The sequence below is a fragment of the Vibrio sp. 2433-A1 genome, assembly GCF_056726085.1.
Genome location: NZ_JBRESC010000022.1, coordinates 1 through 16,399, shown reverse-complemented (window position 1 = coordinate 16,399; position 16,399 = coordinate 1). Strand labels below are relative to the sequence as shown.

At 42.0% G+C, this 16,399-nt stretch carries 18 protein-coding genes; 11 read left to right on the top strand and 7 right to left on the bottom strand.

Annotation, left to right across the window (positions count from 1 at the left end; translation table 11 throughout):
* Nucleotides 1-51 precede the first annotated feature (51 nt).
* From ACU01J_RS18040 to rmf, 6 genes are all read left to right on the top strand, one after another.
* Nucleotides 52-597 (top strand): cell division protein ZapC, encoded by a 546-nt coding sequence (locus tag ACU01J_RS18040; RefSeq protein ID WP_481086952.1) that lies wholly within the window; start codon nt 52-54, stop codon nt 595-597.
* Between the two features lie 478 nt (nt 598-1,075).
* Nucleotides 1,076-3,199 (top strand): bifunctional 23S rRNA (guanine(2069)-N(7))-methyltransferase RlmK/23S rRNA (guanine(2445)-N(2))-methyltransferase RlmL, encoded by a 2,124-nt coding sequence (gene rlmKL, locus ACU01J_RS18035; protein ID WP_481086951.1) that lies wholly within the window; start codon nt 1,076-1,078, stop codon nt 3,197-3,199.
* Nucleotides 3,200-3,208: 9 nt separating this feature from the next.
* Entirely contained in the window at nt 3,209-3,448 is a 240-nt protein-coding gene (locus ACU01J_RS18030; protein ID WP_481086950.1) for a glutaredoxin family protein, read from the top strand.
* Nucleotides 3,429-5,345, top strand: coding sequence for an ABC transporter ATP-binding protein (locus ACU01J_RS18025; RefSeq protein WP_481086949.1), 1,917 nt, complete (start codon nt 3,429-3,431; stop codon nt 5,343-5,345). The genes ACU01J_RS18030 and ACU01J_RS18025 overlap by 20 nt, the downstream gene beginning before the upstream one ends.
* A 6-nt stretch (nt 5,346-5,351) precedes the next feature.
* Entirely contained in the window at nt 5,352-6,950 is a 1,599-nt protein-coding gene (locus ACU01J_RS18020; RefSeq protein ID WP_481086948.1) for a DUF3466 family protein, read from the top strand.
* 205 nt (nt 6,951-7,155) lie between these two features.
* A complete protein-coding gene (rmf, locus tag ACU01J_RS18015) occupies nt 7,156-7,329 on the top strand; it encodes a ribosome modulation factor (protein ID WP_004414030.1) in 174 nt (57 codons plus the stop codon).
* A 131-nt stretch (nt 7,330-7,460) separates the two neighbouring features.
* Here rmf and fabA read toward each other — a convergent pair whose 3' ends face one another.
* Together fabA and ACU01J_RS18005 are read right to left on the bottom strand one after the other, a co-directional pair.
* On the bottom strand, nt 7,461-7,979 hold the full coding sequence (gene fabA / locus ACU01J_RS18010) for a bifunctional 3-hydroxydecanoyl-ACP dehydratase/trans-2-decenoyl-ACP isomerase (protein ID WP_481086947.1): 519 nt from the start codon (nt 7,977-7,979) through the stop codon (nt 7,461-7,463).
* A gap of 90 nt (nt 7,980-8,069) precedes the next feature.
* Nucleotides 8,070-9,716, bottom strand: coding sequence for an AAA family ATPase (locus ACU01J_RS18005; protein ID WP_481086946.1), 1,647 nt, complete (start codon nt 9,714-9,716; stop codon nt 8,070-8,072).
* 169 nt (nt 9,717-9,885) lie between these two features.
* On the opposite strand from ACU01J_RS18005, the gene matP reads away from it, so the two are divergent.
* From matP to ACU01J_RS17985, 4 genes are all read left to right on the top strand, one after another.
* Nucleotides 9,886-10,332, top strand: coding sequence for a macrodomain Ter protein MatP (gene matP / locus ACU01J_RS18000; protein ID WP_481086945.1), 447 nt, complete (start codon nt 9,886-9,888; stop codon nt 10,330-10,332).
* A 17-nt stretch (nt 10,333-10,349) separates the two neighbouring features.
* Complete coding sequence (locus ACU01J_RS17995) at nt 10,350-10,661, top strand: DUF3634 family protein (protein ID WP_394125484.1); 312 nt, start codon at nt 10,350-10,352, stop codon at nt 10,659-10,661.
* A 103-nt stretch (nt 10,662-10,764) separates the two neighbouring features.
* Nucleotides 10,765-11,073, top strand: coding sequence for a hypothetical protein (locus ACU01J_RS17990; protein ID WP_481086944.1), 309 nt, complete (start codon nt 10,765-10,767; stop codon nt 11,071-11,073).
* Between the two features lie 42 nt (nt 11,074-11,115).
* Complete coding sequence (locus ACU01J_RS17985) at nt 11,116-12,348, top strand: HDOD domain-containing protein (protein ID WP_481086981.1); 1,233 nt, start codon at nt 11,116-11,118, stop codon at nt 12,346-12,348.
* A gap of 607 nt (nt 12,349-12,955) precedes the next feature.
* Here the strand turns inward: ACU01J_RS17985 and ACU01J_RS17980 are convergent.
* The 5 genes from ACU01J_RS17980 to ACU01J_RS17960 all read right to left on the bottom strand — a co-directional run bounded on the left by ACU01J_RS17980 (nt 12,956) and on the right by ACU01J_RS17960 (nt 15,501).
* On the bottom strand, nt 12,956-13,135 hold the full coding sequence (locus ACU01J_RS17980) for a hypothetical protein (RefSeq protein ID WP_481085839.1): 180 nt from the start codon (nt 13,133-13,135) through the stop codon (nt 12,956-12,958).
* A 4-nt stretch (nt 13,136-13,139) separates the two neighbouring features.
* Nucleotides 13,140-13,655 carry a hypothetical protein gene (locus ACU01J_RS17975; RefSeq protein ID WP_481085838.1) on the bottom strand — a complete coding sequence of 172 codons (516 nt, stop codon included), beginning with the start codon at nt 13,653-13,655 and terminating at the stop codon, nt 13,140-13,142.
* Nucleotides 13,642-13,878, bottom strand: a complete 237-nt coding sequence (locus ACU01J_RS17970; protein WP_481085837.1) for a hypothetical protein — start codon at nt 13,876-13,878, stop codon at nt 13,642-13,644. The genes ACU01J_RS17975 and ACU01J_RS17970 overlap by 14 nt, the downstream gene beginning before the upstream one ends.
* 123 nt (nt 13,879-14,001) lie before the next feature.
* The gene (locus ACU01J_RS17965; RefSeq protein WP_481085836.1) at nt 14,002-14,286 is read right to left on the bottom strand and encodes a single-stranded DNA-binding protein; all 285 of its coding nucleotides are present in this window, start codon (nt 14,284-14,286) and stop codon (nt 14,002-14,004) included.
* A 96-nt stretch (nt 14,287-14,382) separates the two neighbouring features.
* A complete protein-coding gene (locus tag ACU01J_RS17960) occupies nt 14,383-15,501 on the bottom strand; it encodes a phage/plasmid replication protein, II/X family (RefSeq protein WP_481085835.1) in 1,119 nt (372 codons plus the stop codon).
* A 118-nt stretch (nt 15,502-15,619) separates the two neighbouring features.
* Between ACU01J_RS17960 and ACU01J_RS17955 the strand changes: the two genes are divergently transcribed.
* Nucleotides 15,620-16,042 carry a helix-turn-helix domain-containing protein gene (locus ACU01J_RS17955; protein ID WP_481085834.1) on the top strand — a complete coding sequence of 141 codons (423 nt, stop codon included), beginning with the start codon at nt 15,620-15,622 and terminating at the stop codon, nt 16,040-16,042.
* The last annotated feature ends 357 nt before the right edge of the window (nt 16,043-16,399 follow it).

The following is a 16,399-nucleotide window of genomic DNA, read 5'->3' as shown; positions in this document are numbered from 1 at the left end:
GGTAATTAAGCGTTTTACCTAATAATGTAAAAACTAACCAGAGATGGAACGATGCTTAAACCTAGTGACAAATGGACTTGGTATTACGAAGACTCAGAAGGGTACTTAATGCTCGATCTGGGAAACGAAATGCTATTTAAAACCAATCTTCCTCGTAAACTGATTGTCGATTGTGCAATTGGTATTAACGAATTCTCTGTGGATGATGCGTCTGCTTATCAAGGTTACAAGGAGCAAATTGCTCATCTTGATTTAAGCGAACCAAGACAAGCGGAACTCGCTTTGTATTGCGTAGCTGCAAAGCGTTTCCACAAACCAGTCCAACCTAAAAGTTGGTTCTTTGATTCAGTGGCCGATGGTTCAATTAGCCCTGAAGAGGGGGATTTGATTCGTTTGTCCAATAGCCATAATGAAGGCTATTTCATTGTTTTAGAAGTAGGAGAGAGCGCAAGCTTATGTGCCTCGGTCTGCTTAGAAGAATTCGCATTAAGTGGTTCTAAAAGTCTTAAATTTGGTGAAGCAATTAAAGTCATGCATGACCGTATGGCAATTGTGAATCACTTTTTCACCGTTCAGCCCATCAGAATGGTGAGCTAACACTAGTTATCGTTCCTTTTGTTTCATTTCCCGCCAGCTACTTAGCTGGCTTTTTTTTGCCCAAATTTCCGTTAATACAATAAGTTAAGTTGTTACTCGACAGGTCATAATTGTGAGGCTGGTTCGATTTTTAACCAATCAACACTCAAATAATCCTCGCGCATTTACGTTTCTTTTTCTTTAAAGCGGCAAGAAGTTCCCCATTTAGGGTGTTTCTGAAAGTAAATTACACATAAATAAGTGTCTGGTATATACCAAAATTGAAGCGAATAAGTATTCACTTCGCCTTTGGAGCCGATTATCTGGTCAAAAATGTAAACTTTAGGAAGCGAAAACTGGAATTGGATTACTCAAGTTGAAAATGGCTAATGAGTATTCAATTAAAGATTAAACGTGAGGAAAGTCGCTATTCGGCTAACGATATATGTTGATGTCAGGTATAATGGGGGGTCATTTTCTAGAGAATAAAAAGATCACTATGCATCAATATCTTGCGGTTACTTCCAATGGCCTCGAAAACCTTCTGGTTGAGGAGCTTACAAAGCTTGGCATTTCGAATGCTAAACCTGTGCAAGCGGGCGTTCGCTTTAAAGCTTCTAATGAACAGATTTATCGTTGTTGTTTGTGGAGCCGTCTGGCATCGCGTTTTGTTCGTGTGTTATCAGAGTTCACTTGTAACGACGACATGGACTTATACTTAGCGACTTCTTCAGTAAATTGGGTCAACCAATTCCATAGCTCTAAAAAGTTTGTTGTTGATTTCAATGGTACTAACCGTGAAATTAGAAACAGCCAATATGGTGCAATGAAGGTTAAAGATGCAATAGTGGATTGCTTTGAGAAGAAAAGCTTACCAAGACCGTCGATCAGTAAAGATCATGCAGATCTTCGTATTCACGTTCGTCTGCACCGTGATAAAGCTATTCTAGGTGTTGATATGGTCGGTGGTGGTCTCCATCAACGTGGTTATCGTCCGGCTTCGGGCAAAGCTCCTTTACGTGAGACATTAGCTGCAGCGATTATCTTGCGTAGTGGTTGGACTGCCGACAAGCCACTATTGGACCCTATGTGTGGTTCAGGTACTTTACTCATCGAAGCTGCAATGATGGCGGCTAACATGGCTCCAGGTGTTAAGCGCGAAAAGTGGGGGTTTGAATCACTAGAAGATTTCGAACCTGACCTCTGGGCTGAGGTCAAATCTGAGGCGTCAGTACAAGCTCGACGTGGCGTCAATAAAATTGACACTAAATTCTACGGGTTTGACAATGATGCTCGCGTAATCCAAACCGCTCGTGATAATGCTCGACGCGCTGGTGTTGATTCACTGATCGAATTTAAAGAAGGTGATGCGGCTCAGGTATTGCGCCCAGAAGGCTTCGAAGAGGGTGTTATTGTATCTAACCCGCCATATGGTGAGCGCCTAGGTACGCATCCAGGCTTAATCGCTTTATACACAGCATTCGGTGCGCAGCTAAAGGCTCAGTTTGGTGGTTGCCAAGCTTCAATTTTCTCTAGCTCTGATGAGCTATTAAGCTGTCTACGTATGCGTGCAGATAAGCAATTCAAGCTCAATAACGGTGCACTGCCTTGTCAACAAAAGAATTATTCAATCAGTGCACGCCAGTCGGATAATAAAGGTGACAATGTCACGGAACAAGTCATAGCGCCTGACTTTTCAAACCGTCTCAAGAAAAATATTGGCAAAATCGGTAAGTGGGCGCGTAAAGAGCAGCTAGATTGTTACCGTATTTATGATGCCGATTTGCCGGATTACAATGTCGCGATTGACGTATATCTGGATCAATTAGTGATTCAAGAGTACGCAGCGCCGAAGAACATCCCTGAAGAGACTGCGAAACGTCGTTTAACCGACATTATCCGCGCAGCGATACAAGTGACAGGTACAGAAGCGAACAAAGTCGTTCTTAAGGTGAGAGAGAAACAGAAAGGCCGCTCTCAATACCAAAAGCTATCTCAGGAGTCTGAAAAGCTAGAGGTGAACGAATACGGCGTTAAGCTCATCGTTAATTTGCATGACTACCTAGATACTGGCTTGTTCTTAGATCATAAGATCACTCGACGTAAATTGGGTGAAATGGCTGCAGGCAAAGATTTCTTAAACCTATTCGCTTACACGGGCTCTGCGACCGTTCATGCAGCGTGTGGTGGTGCAAAATCAACGACAACAGTGGATATGTCTAACACTTACCTAGAGTGGGCAAAAGACAACATGAAGCTTAATGGCCAAGTGGGTCGCCAGCATCGTTTTGAGCAAGCTGACTGCTTACAGTGGTTAGAGAAAGCGACAGGCCAGTTTGATTTGATTTTCATCGATCCGCCAACATTCTCTAACTCAAAACGTATGGAGCAGAGCTTCGATATTCAACGTGATCATATCCAGTTGATGAAAAACTTAAAACGCCTTCTTCGTTCTGAAGGCACTATCGTGTTCTCAAATAACAAGCGCCATTTCAAAATGGATTTAGAGTCTCTGCAAGAGTTAGGACTGGAAGCTAAGAACATCTCTAATCAAACGCTTCCATTAGACTTTTCACGCAACAAACATATTCACAACTGTTGGGTACTAACACACAAGGACTAGTTAAGTATCGTGATCACTTTGTACAGTACAGAAGGGTGCCATCTTTGTGAGATGGCATTTCAGTTAACTCAACAACTCAAAATTTCAGATCAAGTCGAAATTGTAGATATTGCATTTGATGATGAGCTTTTTTCTCGTTACGGGGTCACGATTCCTGTGCTCAATTATAAAGAAAATGAGCTCAATTGGCCTTTTGATTTGGAACAACTACAAGTTTGGTTAGATAACAATGGCATTGCTAACAATTAATAACGGATTACTGGCTTACGGTGATCACCCTTTACTTGACCATTCGGACTTCGCACTTCAAGAAAACGAGCGTGTTTGTTTAGTTGGTCGAAACGGCGCTGGTAAATCTACCTTGATGAAGGTGTTAGCCGGCGAGGTCATTCTAGATGACGGTAAACTTACCGTTACTCAAGATGTTGTGGTTTCAAGACTTGAGCAAGATCCACCTCGTAACCAAGAAGGAACAGTTTTTGAGTACGTTGCTGGTGGGTTGGCTGAAATTGGTGAAAAGCTTAAGATCTATCAAGATCAGCTTGATCTGATAGCGGTAGATGCCTCTGAACAAAACATTAATAAGTTAGCGCGCATCCAAGAAGAGCTAGAAATTAATGGTGCTTGGCGTTTTGAAGACCGTATTGAAAACGTTCTTGCGGCTTTGAAGCTAGATGGCCATACAAAACTGACCGATTTATCTGGTGGCTGGCAGCGTAAAGCAGCACTAGCTCGTGCTTTAGTTCGCGATCCAGACGTATTACTACTGGATGAGCCAACCAACCACCTTGATGTCACAACGATTGAATGGCTAGAGAACTTCCTTAAAGATTTTCGTGGTTCAATTATTTTCATTTCACACGATCGCGCGTTCATTAAATCGATGGCGACTCGAATTGTTGATCTAGACCGTGGCAAGCTTTCTTCATTCCCTGGTGACTATGATAATTACCTTGTTGAAAAAGAAGAGGCGTTGCGCGTTGAGGAAATGCAAAACGCTGAATTCGATAAAAAACTCGCTCAAGAAGAAGTTTGGATTCGTCAAGGTATTAAAGCGCGTCGTACTCGTAACGAGGGGCGTGTGAGAGCACTTAAAAAGCTTCGTGAAGAACGTAGCGACCGCCGCGAAGTTCAGGGTAAAGCGAACATTCAAATTGATGACGCGGCACGTTCTGGCAAGATCGTATTTGAAGCTAAGAACATCAATTATAGTATTGATGGCAAGTCGATTGTTAAGGACTTCTCCTTCAATATTATGCGCGGCGACCGTATTGCGCTTATTGGGCCTAATGGCTGTGGTAAGAGTACATTACTTAAACTGTTACTTAACGATCTTGAGCCGCAGTCCGGTAAGTTGCATTGCGGTACCAAGTTAGAAGTCGCTTATTTTGACCAATATCGTGAAATCTTAGACCCTGAGAAGTCAGTTATTGATAACTTAGCGGATGGTAAGCAAGAGGTTATGGTCGGTGGACGTCAGCGTCATGCTTTAAGCTACCTGCAAGACTTCTTATTTGCACCAAAACGTGCACGTACTCCGGTTAAAGCATTGTCGGGCGGTGAAAAGAACCGCTTGTTACTGGCTCGAATTTTCCTCAGATCAAATAACTTGTTAGTGTTAGATGAACCCACTAACGATCTTGATATAGAAACTTTGGAACTTTTAGAAGATTTGCTTGCCAATTATCAAGGTACGCTGTTACTTGTTAGTCACGATCGTCAGTTCGTGGACAATACAGTGACGACGAGTTGGATCTTCGAAGGTGAAGGTGTGATTGAGGAATTTGTTGGTGGTTATCACGACGCTCAGCAGCAACGTTTGCAAAGCCGTCAAGCACGATCGAATGAAAAATCATCGAAAACCGCTAAACAGGTTGAGGAAACTCCCAAAACTGTAGCAGTTAAGAACAAGCCTAAGAAGTTATCTTATAAACTGCAACGAGAGTTAGAAGCGTTACCCGCAAAACTTGAAGAGTTAGAATCTGAAATCGAGAATTTGCAAGAGCAGGTCAACAGTGCAGACTTCTTTTCAAAGCCTGTCGATCAGACGCAACCAATATTAGATAAGTTAGCTGTTACTGAGCAGGAACTTGAGATTGCCTTTGAGCGCTGGGAAGAGCTAGAGGCAATGCAACAGGAAAGTTAAGATCAAATGAGTAGTAAAATTTTTAAGATTTCAGCAGTTGCGGCAACCGTCGCAGCTTCTTTCGCAGCTAACGCGGCGTTATACAATGTTTACAAGTATGACGACAGCTCTGCAGTGCAGACATACGGCGTAGCGATCTCGCCAGTAACTGATTCAGGCCAAACGAACTGTTTCAGTGACACCTGTGATCAGCAAACATCTGCAATTGCTTATGAAGGTAAGCGATACCAGGAAGGATTTCAGTACCGTGATGAATCGCCATTCTTAGTCAATTTTGGCTTCGATTATATTGATCAAGGCGACAACGTATACGACAACTTTCGTTCGTACTGTCGCAACTATCTAGGTTACACCGACTCACTGTGTGAGAACTGGGCAGATAGTCAGTATACAAATGGCTACGCTAATGAGTTTGAAAATAGTGATATCAATAACTCGAATGCATTCCTCGAAAATAGCGATGTTCAATCGGCTCAAGGAAATGTGATTGTTAACACTATTAATGCTTCTGGAGAGCCTGTAGGTAATTATCAAACCAGTACTCGCCGTAACACCGCTTATGCTGGCACCGATACTTTTACTGACGGCGTTCGTTCTCGTGCGTGGGCGCAGTACGATGATAGCGGTACAGTTTATACCGTTGGTAGTGTATCGAGTAAACATCTTACCGGTAACCCAGCGACTAACTGGAATGGTAGTGACTACACATCAAAAGCAACGATTTGGAAAAATGGCGTTGCAAATCAATTACCTTGGTCAAGTGCAGCTGGTCGTGACCGCGTAATGCCACAAGGTAGCGCTCGTGATATTACTAAAGTTTCCTCTACACTTTACGCCGTTGGTTACAACAGTGATGGTGATGCGCATTTACGTGCAAGCGTTTTCTCTTCGGCAGATGGCAACAAGTGGACATCGACATTTGTTAGCGGCTTTGATAGCGGTGACAGAAACTTAGATAACTACCTAAACTCATCACTGACAGCGGTAAGTGAAAATGGTGTTGCTGTTGGTACGTACAAGCTTAAAGGTATAGCCATCAACGGCGCGTACAGTAATGGTTTGTTCTATGTAGATGATGTGACAAAACCTACAGCCAAAATGTTTTCTGGCGATATTTTCTTTACCGGTGCGAATGGGTTAATTGGCGGCATTAATAAGTTCGATGAAGTGGTAGGGACTGTTGACTTTGAATCTCATCGTGAAATTAGTGGTCAACCACGCGCTCAAAGAGGCTTCATTACCCAGCTTACGAGTAAAGCTCAGGCGCCACTTCAAGGTAAAGCATGGTATCTTGATGATCTCACGTATGGTAGTAATGCTCTAGCGTCTAATAATGATTACCGTATTATCCAAGCGGGTGACATTAACGATGCAGGTGTAATTGCAGCAACAGCATATTATTGTAAAGGCGGTTATGCGAGTGATGCAATTGATGCGGCTTGTAACGGTTCAGCTAAGTTAGTCGCGGTCAAGCTTGTACCTATCAGTGACAGCCCTTCAATTACAAAGCGTCCTGTGGAAACTTCTAAAGTTGAACGCCAGGGTGGTACGTTAGGTTTCTTGGCTCTGACACTACTAGGCCTTCTTGGGTTCCGTAGAAAATAGGTTAAATATTCAACAAGGGCACAGGTTCACAATTTTGAATCTGTGCCTTTTTTTTATCTTGAATAAAGCCAAATTTTGATCGAATCTTAATCTAGAAGCCATAAAAGCTTCACGTCTATCACGTAATGCGAGCAATGAGATTGCTGGTGAAGTGATGGATTTAAGTAGTACGTTAAGAAAACATTTTATGTATGAGGACGACACTATGAAGAGACAAAAGCGTGACCGCTTAGAAAGAGCTCAATCTCAAGGATACAAAGCTGGCCTTAATGGTCGCTCAATGGAGGCATGTCCATACCAACAGATGGATGCTCGATCTTATTGGCTTGGTGGTTGGCGCGATGCCAGAGAAGATAAACACTCTGGTCTCTACAAATAACACTCAATCCACATACTTTGAAAGGATCTAGCCCCGAAAGGGGCTTTTAAATAAATCTATAATGCACTATAACTAGTTGTGTTGTGATAAAAAAAGCGACTAAAATTAGTCGCTTTTGAAAACTCTAGTACTTAGAATGCTGACGTATCTTGGAAAAGGCCAACTTTAAGATCTTTCGCTACGTAGATTTCTTTACCATCTACAAGAACGCGGCCATCGGCAAGACCCATTACTAGTCTACGGTTAACAACGCGCTTCATGTGAATTTCATAAGTCACTTTTTTCGCAGTAGGTAGGATTTGACCTGTGAACTTAACTTCACCAACACCTAGTGCGCGGCCTTTACCTTTACCGCCAACCCAGCCAAGGTAGAAGCCAACAAGCTGCCACATTGCGTCGAGACCAAGACAACCAGGCATTACTGGGTCACCAGGGAAGTGGCAGTCAAAGAACCATAGGTCTGGAGTAATATCTAGTTCAGCTAAGACAAGACCCTTACCGTAATCGCCTTCTGTTTCTGACATCTTACTGATGCGATCCATCATTAGCATGTTTGGTGCTGGTAGTTGAGGGTAACCCGGGCCAAACAGTTCACCTTGGCTAGATGCTAGAAGATCTTCACGGTTATAAGAATCACGTTTGTTTTGCATTATCAATTACTCCAAATTTTGATAGGAGCATCTTAGTGAACACGTGTACGCTAAACAACTCCGATCAGTCCATTTTTAATGATTTAAGTCTTACATGAACCAGTTTTTGATTCGTTCCACAAAACCCAGAGGTTGTTCATGTCTTTCAAAGTTTTCAATACGTTGAGCGATTTTACTAATCACACTTTCTTCATCATCGCCTCTAAATGGCTTATTCATGATGATAGGAATTGCTTCATCAACTGTTGATACCGACCAGATATGGAATTCATTCTTCTTAATGCTTTCAACGACATCTTTGTGAAGGGCTAAATGCTTGAGGTTTGTTTTAGGTAAGATTACGCCTTGTTCACCAGTAAAACCTTGGTGTTTACAAACGTGGTAGAAACCTTCAATTTTTTCATTTAAACCACCAACTGCTTGTACTCGACCAAACTGATCCACTGCGCCGGTAACAGCGATTTGTTGATTAATAGGGTACTCAGACAATGCGCTAACGAACGAGCATAATTCTGCTAGGGTCGCGCTGTCGCCATCAACTTCGCTGTATGATTGCTCAAATACCACTGAAGCTGAGTACGGCAAAGGTTCATCTAACTGAAGGGCACTGCTGACGAAGGCTTGCATTATCATCATGCCTTTTGCGTGCAAATTGCCACCGAGCTCGGCTTTGCGTTCAACATCAGAAATATCGCCGTCTCCGAAGTGGATTACGCATGAAATACGTGCTGGCTCGCCATATGACATTGGGTGTCCAGGTACATCAATAACGGTAAGGCCATTGACTTGACCAATACATTCGCCTTTAGTTTCAATGATGACTTGCCCGTCAGTAATATCTGCCAGCGCCCGCTCGGGTAGATAAGCCTCACGCTGATATTTGTTCTCTAGTGCTTGGTCTAGGTCGAGTTCGGATATGAATTGCTGATTGGAAGTCAGTCGAGCTTCTTCAAAAAGAGCTAAGTACCAAAGCACTTCAATGGGCATATAGTGCTGATCTTCAGTGTATCGAGCACCCACGTTCATTAGGCGGTGAATAGCACCAAAAGTAGGCTGGGGCAGTTTGTAATGCTGTACTATCCAAGAAATAAAGCCTAAGTACTGTTCAATGCTATTGTGATCAAGTGCAAGCTCAGTTTCGATTTCTGTAAACAAAGCCAGACCAGTATAAAGCTCAGGCTCAAGGTATTCTAAGTCAGCGATTTGGTGTCTGTCGCCAACCAGTGCAACTTTAATCTCGTATTTAAATGATGGCTGTTCGAGTGCAATTAGCTTTGGATTTGCATTGACTGGATTAACACTCTGTCCTAGCAATACAGACCTTAACACCTGCCAACTCGCAGGGTTAGCAAGCAGCAATGTCGCAGGGATAACTAAATAACCGCCGTTCGCTTTATCAAAAAGGCCAGGCACTTTAGTTACAACGTCACCAAGTTCATTGCACGTGTACGAGCCAAGAAGCGCTGTGATATTCAATGATTCCGTCGTGATACATGGCTTGGTGGAATCAAGTGTCGTTAAGCCATCTTTGATTAAGTTTCTATAGAAGGCATTATCGATAGAGTTTATAACCAGCAGGCGACTGTATCCAGCGAGCTTTGTGAATGTTTCTAAAGATTGTTTCAGTCGAGGCTGAATATCGAAAAAATTGACTAGGCTTAGCTCAGAAAATCGTTGGATTTTCGCATCATAGCGAGAATATTGAGGAGTGACCGCGTGCCAGCTTTCTTGGTTCATTGAATCAAATCGTGTGCTTTAATTGGACGCAAAGTATATAGAAAAACTGAAGTAGTATATATAGATAATTTATCTAATGATCTTGATCTCTTTTCGAATACAATAGGGATTGTAAGTTGTGCTACTTACAGTTACGCTGTCACTCTAACGTTTATTAAATGGCCTCGAAATGAAATATCAGCAGCTTGAAAATCTTGAATGTGGTTGGAAATGGACTTACTTAGTCAATAAATGGAAAGCTGGTGAATCTATTACTTGCCATATAGATACGAGTCAGGCTGATGCTGCCGTCGCGGAACTAAGAAAAATAGAGCACGAACCAACACGAGTTCTTGAATGGATCGAGAGTCACATGGCTCCTGAGCTAGATAACAAACTTAAGCAAGCGATTCGAGCAAAGCGTAAGCGCCATTTTAATGCCGAACAGATTCATACCAAAAAGAAATCGATTGATCTCGATTATCGTGTCTGGGAGAAGCTGTCACACCGAGCAAATGAGTTAGGTTGTACGCTCTCTGATGCAATTGAATATTTACTGTCTGAAGCGTCGAGAAGCGAGAAGGCAAGTAAAGCGGTAAATAGCTTGAAAGAAGATCTAAGTAAATTGCTTGATTAGCGTAAATGGAGGCCTAGATGCTTTATGTGATTTTGATTGCTGCTGTTATCGTGTTTTGGCTTGTCGCCATTGACAGGCCGATTCTGAAAGTCACCTTTTCTGACGGCAAGATTGTCAGTGAAAAAGGGCATTTCCCTCCTAGCTTCCGTCATAACGTGTTAGAAATCGGGCATAGAACACCATTCAATGGTGAGTTAAAAGTTTATCAGCAGCGCTCTGGTACTAAGCTTGTGATGTCGAAAGAGATCAACAAATCCGTTCAACAACGAATCCGTAATGTTTTTCCGTTTCAAGGTTTCCGCTCTAAGGGCAATAAAAAGGCAAACTGAGAAACTTGTTAATTTCACATTTCTCTTCTAAGTTTCTAGAAGTTACACGTTAGAAAATTTGAATGTCATCATGTTTGTTATCTTGTCGTCAGAGGTAACCATGATGACTAGAAACTTACTAATTTTTTCAGTACTGATGAGCTTTAGTGTCTACGCAGATGACACGGAGATCAATCCACTCGCAAGCAAGATTAAATCTAAAATAGATAAGCAGCTCTCCAAATATAACCTTTCAGGGTATTGTGACTTGTTTATAGAAATGGCGCATAAAGAGAATTTCGCTGTTATAAAAAGAGTTACATCAACAGGAGATCACAAGCTATGTAAGGCGAGCAAGCAGATCGTCCGTAAAGGTCATCGGTATGAGTACAGCCTTACAGAGAAATACATTCGTCTACATATTGAAAATTAGTGAATGGCGTACTATATTCTCGCTGAAGTTTTCAAACATAGTATGGTTATGCAAAGTTCGCTTACTACCAATAAGAATTACAACCAAGAAGCTGTCGACCTTGCACGCAAAATATCTCTTCTAACGAGAGAGCGTCACGCAAAATGGCTAGTCAGTTTAAAATACTTACTCGATCAATCTGACGTTGATGGTGTGTTAAGTCGTCAAGGTGAGTTTTGTGACAGTGTAATTCTGCACGAAAAAGAAAGAATCACGGATAATCAACGCCTTCTACTTGAGTGTGAGAGTTCAAGAGTCAAAGAGCGTAGGCAAGCAATTGAAGAAAGACAGAAGATTCATAGCTTTGTCGTTGACGATGTTGCAGCGTACGCACAAGAACAAATTTTTGAGAAACTGGCGTCTTCTCCAATTAATAAAATCTTCAATCGCTTTCCTGATTTTAGCCATTTCATGAGTATCGCTTACTCGCCATCACTTAACTATACAAAGCTATCTGTTTTAACCACAAATGACACTCAACTAAAATCGGAAGTCATTGCGTTGGCGAACAACCCCAAGTTTTGTGACCGTATTGGTAAGTCGCCAAGAAATCTTCAGGACCCAAAGGTTGCTATTGGTACGCTTGGCATTGAAAACTCAGCTTTGCTGTTCCCAATCCTTATGGCAAGACGACTATTGAGGTGGCAAGATAAACCTACAAAGAACATCGCACCTAAGCTATGGCAGTACCTGATTTTAACTGCGAATGTAACCAGATTAAGGCTAGAGCAGGGCAATGTTAAAAATCCAGAGCAAGGCGTTTTACTTGGTGTGTTGCGAACATTGAGCCACTTTGCCGTTGTTAACCACTTTACGCAAATGTATGAGGATGCACTCGTTGATAAAATGCGTTATTACCGTGAAAACAATATGCGTGAAGAATACTATGCATGTGCCGATGTTACGCCAAATTTGAGTATTATTCCTAAGCTCATTACAAGTTTAGAAAAGACGATCACGCAAAAGCTCGTAGACGCGTTGGAGTGGACACCGTTTATAATGCATATGAAAGCGGCGCTTCAAGAAGATCTAGATGAAGTCCCAATTCTTGAGCGAAGTGAAGCCGGTGTGGCATTGGCACAGGCTCAAGCGTATGCGATTTATGACGGTCTTGAACGTAGTCATGTATTTGTTGAGAAACATAAACCATTCTGGTTTGCTAACGTACAAATGTCTGCAGAATCAATCCAACAGATTCGTAATAAGCAGCCAGGTAAAGTCGAACTTAGTAGCTAGATTAATCAATACTAAAGCACTATAACTAATTTTCTATCTTCGTATAACCGAAACAGTTACGAAATCGTTTCAGTTTTAACGACAAACGCAGCCAATATTCGTATAGGTACAAAAAACACAACTTGTGTGTACGTCTAATTTTTCATACCGAACTCAATAAGTAATGCTTTGGAAGGTAACACGATTGCAGATCGCTCAACTCAAATATATGGGCGTTGCACAGGCTTTAGAACTCACTAGAGCAACAACATCTGAAGCTTGGTGGTTCAAAATATGAATTTGAGTAGAATAGCCTTTGAAATATAACTATAAACAAGCTCTGTCTAAGTGCGCATTATGTATCTTATGTTAAATGGTATTTGTAAGGTTCCTCTTCCGAGGTCGTTTGTAGCTCCTTCTCTTGTATATAGGTCATTTCGATTAAACATAACTGATTTACCATAAAATACCTAATACTCATTTTTCTGATTTCGTAGAAATCGGAAATCTGACTATTAGTTGAATGCTGTAACAGAAATCAAAAAGCCCAGATAAATGTAATTATCTGGGCTAAGGATTGCGGGAAGAATTACACTTCTTCCCTGTATTTGTCACCAGTGACCTGTGTCTAGAGTCGAGATATTAGCTTTGGTGATAAGTGGCTAGCGTATTCATGGTTGCAAAAGTCGCAACCGCACATTTGACCGCCACATTGACAAAACTCATCTTCGTTATGGAGCTCTGCGGTAAACGGGACAATCATTCCGCAGTCACCACAGACACAAAATCGCTTCTCTTGCTCTTCCATATGTTCACCTTATTTCTGATATGTCGTAAATGTAATCCGGCAGACCTTCCAGTCTTGAATTGAAATTAATGTATGACCTAACCGTGTCTTGGGGTATTTCCATCTTGTCGGAAATCTCTGGAGGCGTGAGTCCAGCATCGGAAAGTTGGCGACAAAGTTCAACGTCATCATCACTGTATTTTATGGGGCGAATTTGGCGATAGCGGCCAACAAGACCAAGGCGACGAACCCTGCACTTAACAGACTCTAGAGAGCGACCCAAATGGTTAGCAATATCTGACAAAGTGATGTTCCCTACACTCTTACGAATAAAGTCGTCGTCTGATGTTGAATAGGCTTTGCGTGGGTTTTTCCGGAAGGAAAAACCCCTGACTAAAGCAGCTTGTTTTACTGACTTTAACGAGCGACCAAGAGCTTGGGCGCATTCAATAGAGGTATGTGTTTTGCTCAGTTGAGCTAAATGATTGACCTCTTCATCCGTCCAATATCGATACGAAGCTGATTCTCTACGATTGCTCATGGTCAATACTCATAAAAGAACGCGCAGCTCGATAAAGTGAATCAGCGGAAATGCGAAGAAATGGAACGTCAGAAAAATCATTCATAAAAACAAGCAAATGTATGGTGTCTCCCTGACGAACAAATTTGCACTTAGTGGTTGGCCTTGAAAGTTGCAACAAACGCATTGGGGAAAATGTGGATAAGGAAACTGTTTGGTTTGAATCGAAAATTTGAATAGCCATTGACGCGTCCTTGTGAAAAAAGGCGCGGTGAAATTTCAAGGAGAACACCGCCCCTTTGACTTATAAGGAGCTTGGCTCAAGCCCCAAAGGACAAACGAAAGAGGAGCAAGAGCCAAGCGATTTTTATAATTCTGGTGCTTCTAAGGGTTCGATTAGTAAGCCGTAGCGTTTTAATTCAAGACCACCGAAGTTATTAACAAGGTAGCTAGAGCTATGGACTGTATAAGTTCCGGTAGCATATGGGGGTTGACCTTCTTCAAGTGACAGTTTCATTTCGACAGGGAATTTACCGCCCAGGTAAGCGTAAGCAGTTTGTTCATAAATATTGCGTGGTGGCTTACCATCCTTGCCTTGAATTACACGTGTAGAAATGCGCTCATCTTCTGGAAATACTTCAATTTTTAACATGTTAGAACCTCAATTTAGCCAAATAACGGATTGAATTATTGCTAGGCGTAACTCCATATGTGGCCCCCGCGCTGCGCGCAGAGACCACACAAAGAGTCACGCTACCGCCCTAAAGGGCAAAACGTTGGACTGGGCAACTTGAGGAAGTTGATACCAGTCAGGAACTGACAGAGGTTTTATTTCAATAACCTCTGAACGCTTAAGTGTTGGACACATGCGAGATACGTCGAATGGTCGGGAAATATCGATACCAATTTGCTTTAATCGACCCTTGTGGACGTAAAAATTAGAGTCAGATAGAACGTCTCGCAAATCTGTGCCATGTTGCCAAAGAGAGAAATAACTCATCGTGACATTGGCTTTTCTCAAGGTGTCGACTGCACCTGCATCTAGTAGTTGATGTGCGATTGATTGATGTTCGTCATGCGTTGCGTGTAGTGTGTTCATGGCGTTCTCGATATCTTTTAAATGTGCGTGAAAGTCTTGTTCAGTAACCAAGCCATAAAATTGTAAGTTGTGACGTTTTAGTAATTTCTGTCTTAAGCTGTGCTCTTCTCGCACTACGCCCTGCTCTTCACAGTATGTAATTAACTTATTGATATAATTGAGTTGTTCTTCGGTTGCACCGTTCTTTTTGCGTTTGCTTTTCTTTAGGTGTTTATTGAGTTCAAATGCTTTGCAGTAAAGTTTTGTCATCATCCATTCTGAAGCTTCACCCCAGTTACAAGTCATACCGTTAGGGTAAAGTTTGGGCTCTCGACCGCGACCAATTTGCATCGAGGACATACCGCGAATGAAAGAAGCTTCATGTCCCTTCCCGACCATGTGATTACGAGTCCAATCGATGAGGGTAATCTCTGCGCCATTACCGATAAGAGATGATGATTTACCATCAGGCGTTTGGCGGTGTTTGAGTTTGGTGTTTTTAGTGAATGGCGGTAAATCGTACTTGGCAAGAACGTGATTATAAACATCGACGCATTCGTCAATCGTATTCAAGCCAAAAAGATTATCCATACGCTGCCAACGTGAAGGGTTGCCCTCGACTCTGACTCGATTTCCGTTACAACGTATGGTCAATTTGGTGCTGTATGATCCTTCAAGTATTTTCTGATTCACGTTAGGAGGTAGCTTTTCCCCTGTTTCCATATCGACGCGCTCAATAACATGCGTCCCAACGAATGGAAGCCCACCGTCGGGATAGTCTTGTTGCATGAAAAGTTGGTCAATAAAGAAAGTCACAAAAAACCTGTCAATAGTGCTATAGAATGTTTTTTACTAATCCTCTAGGATTAGTTTTAAGTTCAAGGACTAATATAGGGGGTTATAATTCATGTTGCAACATGATTTTGAGGAAAATATTGTGGCTCTAGGCGATAATTTGAAGCGCTTGAGAAGAGATAAAAACTTAACTCAAGGTGAATTGGCAGATTTGAGTAATATTCGAGTCGGTCAAATATCAAAAATAGAAAGGAATGAAGTAGATCCTAAATTGAGTACAATTTATGGATTGATAAACGCATTAGGTTGCACGCCAAACTCTTTACTTAATGACGTTTCAGAGACAAATTTAGATGGTCTTATGGAGATGGTTCTGGAAAGAACCCTATCGTTATCAGATAAAGAAAAGACAACGTTAATCGATGTGATCGACAAATATTGCATGGCTGTAAGCATGCAGAAATTGATCGATAGAGAAGATAATAAAATATTAGGGATGACACCAATAAAAGGAAAGAACGAGGAGATGGTGTAATACTCCTAAATTCAGGAGTTAGTTCGGGTGTAACAGGAACCCGAACCTCTTCGAGGTCAAAATCTAAACAGTGGTGTGACCGTGGCATGGTTTAGGATTGGGAGAAATTCCGCTTCCTCGGTCTCGAACGCTTCGCTTACTCGACACTGTGGCGAGCGGTTGGACTGTAGGAGAATGCGTATTAGGCACATTATGTTACGGGCTTTCACCTTAAAAATGATTCTCGCTCCTAGCATGTACGAAGCGAGCTTCGACAATGAGCAAGGCACTCGCCCACATTTTTCTACGGCTCAGTTCGTCAGTGCTAGCGCAATGATACTGACGAAAAACCACTCAACATAATGATACTTCCTAATA

Coding starts and splice junctions, on each gene's coding strand:
- ACU01J_RS18040 (WP_481086952.1), top strand. CDS start 52: ATGCTTAAACCTAGTGACAAATGGACTTGGTATTACGAAGACTCAGAA.
- rlmKL (WP_481086951.1), top strand. CDS start 1,076: ATGCATCAATATCTTGCGGTTACTTCCAATGGCCTCGAAAACCTTCTG.
- ACU01J_RS18025 (WP_481086949.1), top strand. CDS start 3,429: ATGGCATTGCTAACAATTAATAACGGATTACTGGCTTACGGTGATCAC.
- ACU01J_RS18020 (WP_481086948.1), top strand. CDS start 5,352: ATGAGTAGTAAAATTTTTAAGATTTCAGCAGTTGCGGCAACCGTCGCA.
- rmf (WP_004414030.1), top strand. CDS start 7,156: ATGAAGAGACAAAAGCGTGACCGCTTAGAAAGAGCTCAATCTCAAGGA.
- fabA (WP_481086947.1), bottom strand. CDS start 7,979: ATGCAAAACAAACGTGATTCTTATAACCGTGAAGATCTTCTAGCATCT.
- ACU01J_RS18005 (WP_481086946.1), bottom strand. CDS start 9,716: ATGAACCAAGAAAGCTGGCACGCGGTCACTCCTCAATATTCTCGCTAT.
- matP (WP_481086945.1), top strand. CDS start 9,886: ATGAAATATCAGCAGCTTGAAAATCTTGAATGTGGTTGGAAATGGACT.
- ACU01J_RS17995 (WP_394125484.1), top strand. CDS start 10,350: ATGCTTTATGTGATTTTGATTGCTGCTGTTATCGTGTTTTGGCTTGTC.
- ACU01J_RS17990 (WP_481086944.1), top strand. CDS start 10,765: ATGACTAGAAACTTACTAATTTTTTCAGTACTGATGAGCTTTAGTGTC.
- ACU01J_RS17985 (WP_481086981.1), top strand. CDS start 11,116: ATGGTTATGCAAAGTTCGCTTACTACCAATAAGAATTACAACCAAGAA.
- ACU01J_RS17980 (WP_481085839.1), bottom strand. CDS start 13,135: ATGGAAGAGCAAGAGAAGCGATTTTGTGTCTGTGGTGACTGCGGAATG.
- ACU01J_RS17975 (WP_481085838.1), bottom strand. CDS start 13,655: ATGAGCAATCGTAGAGAATCAGCTTCGTATCGATATTGGACGGATGAA.
- ACU01J_RS17970 (WP_481085837.1), bottom strand. CDS start 13,878: ATGGCTATTCAAATTTTCGATTCAAACCAAACAGTTTCCTTATCCACA.
- ACU01J_RS17965 (WP_481085836.1), bottom strand. CDS start 14,286: ATGTTAAAAATTGAAGTATTTCCAGAAGATGAGCGCATTTCTACACGT.
- ACU01J_RS17960 (WP_481085835.1), bottom strand. CDS start 15,501: ATGCAACAAGACTATCCCGACGGTGGGCTTCCATTCGTTGGGACGCAT.
- ACU01J_RS17955 (WP_481085834.1), top strand. CDS start 15,620: ATGTTGCAACATGATTTTGAGGAAAATATTGTGGCTCTAGGCGATAAT.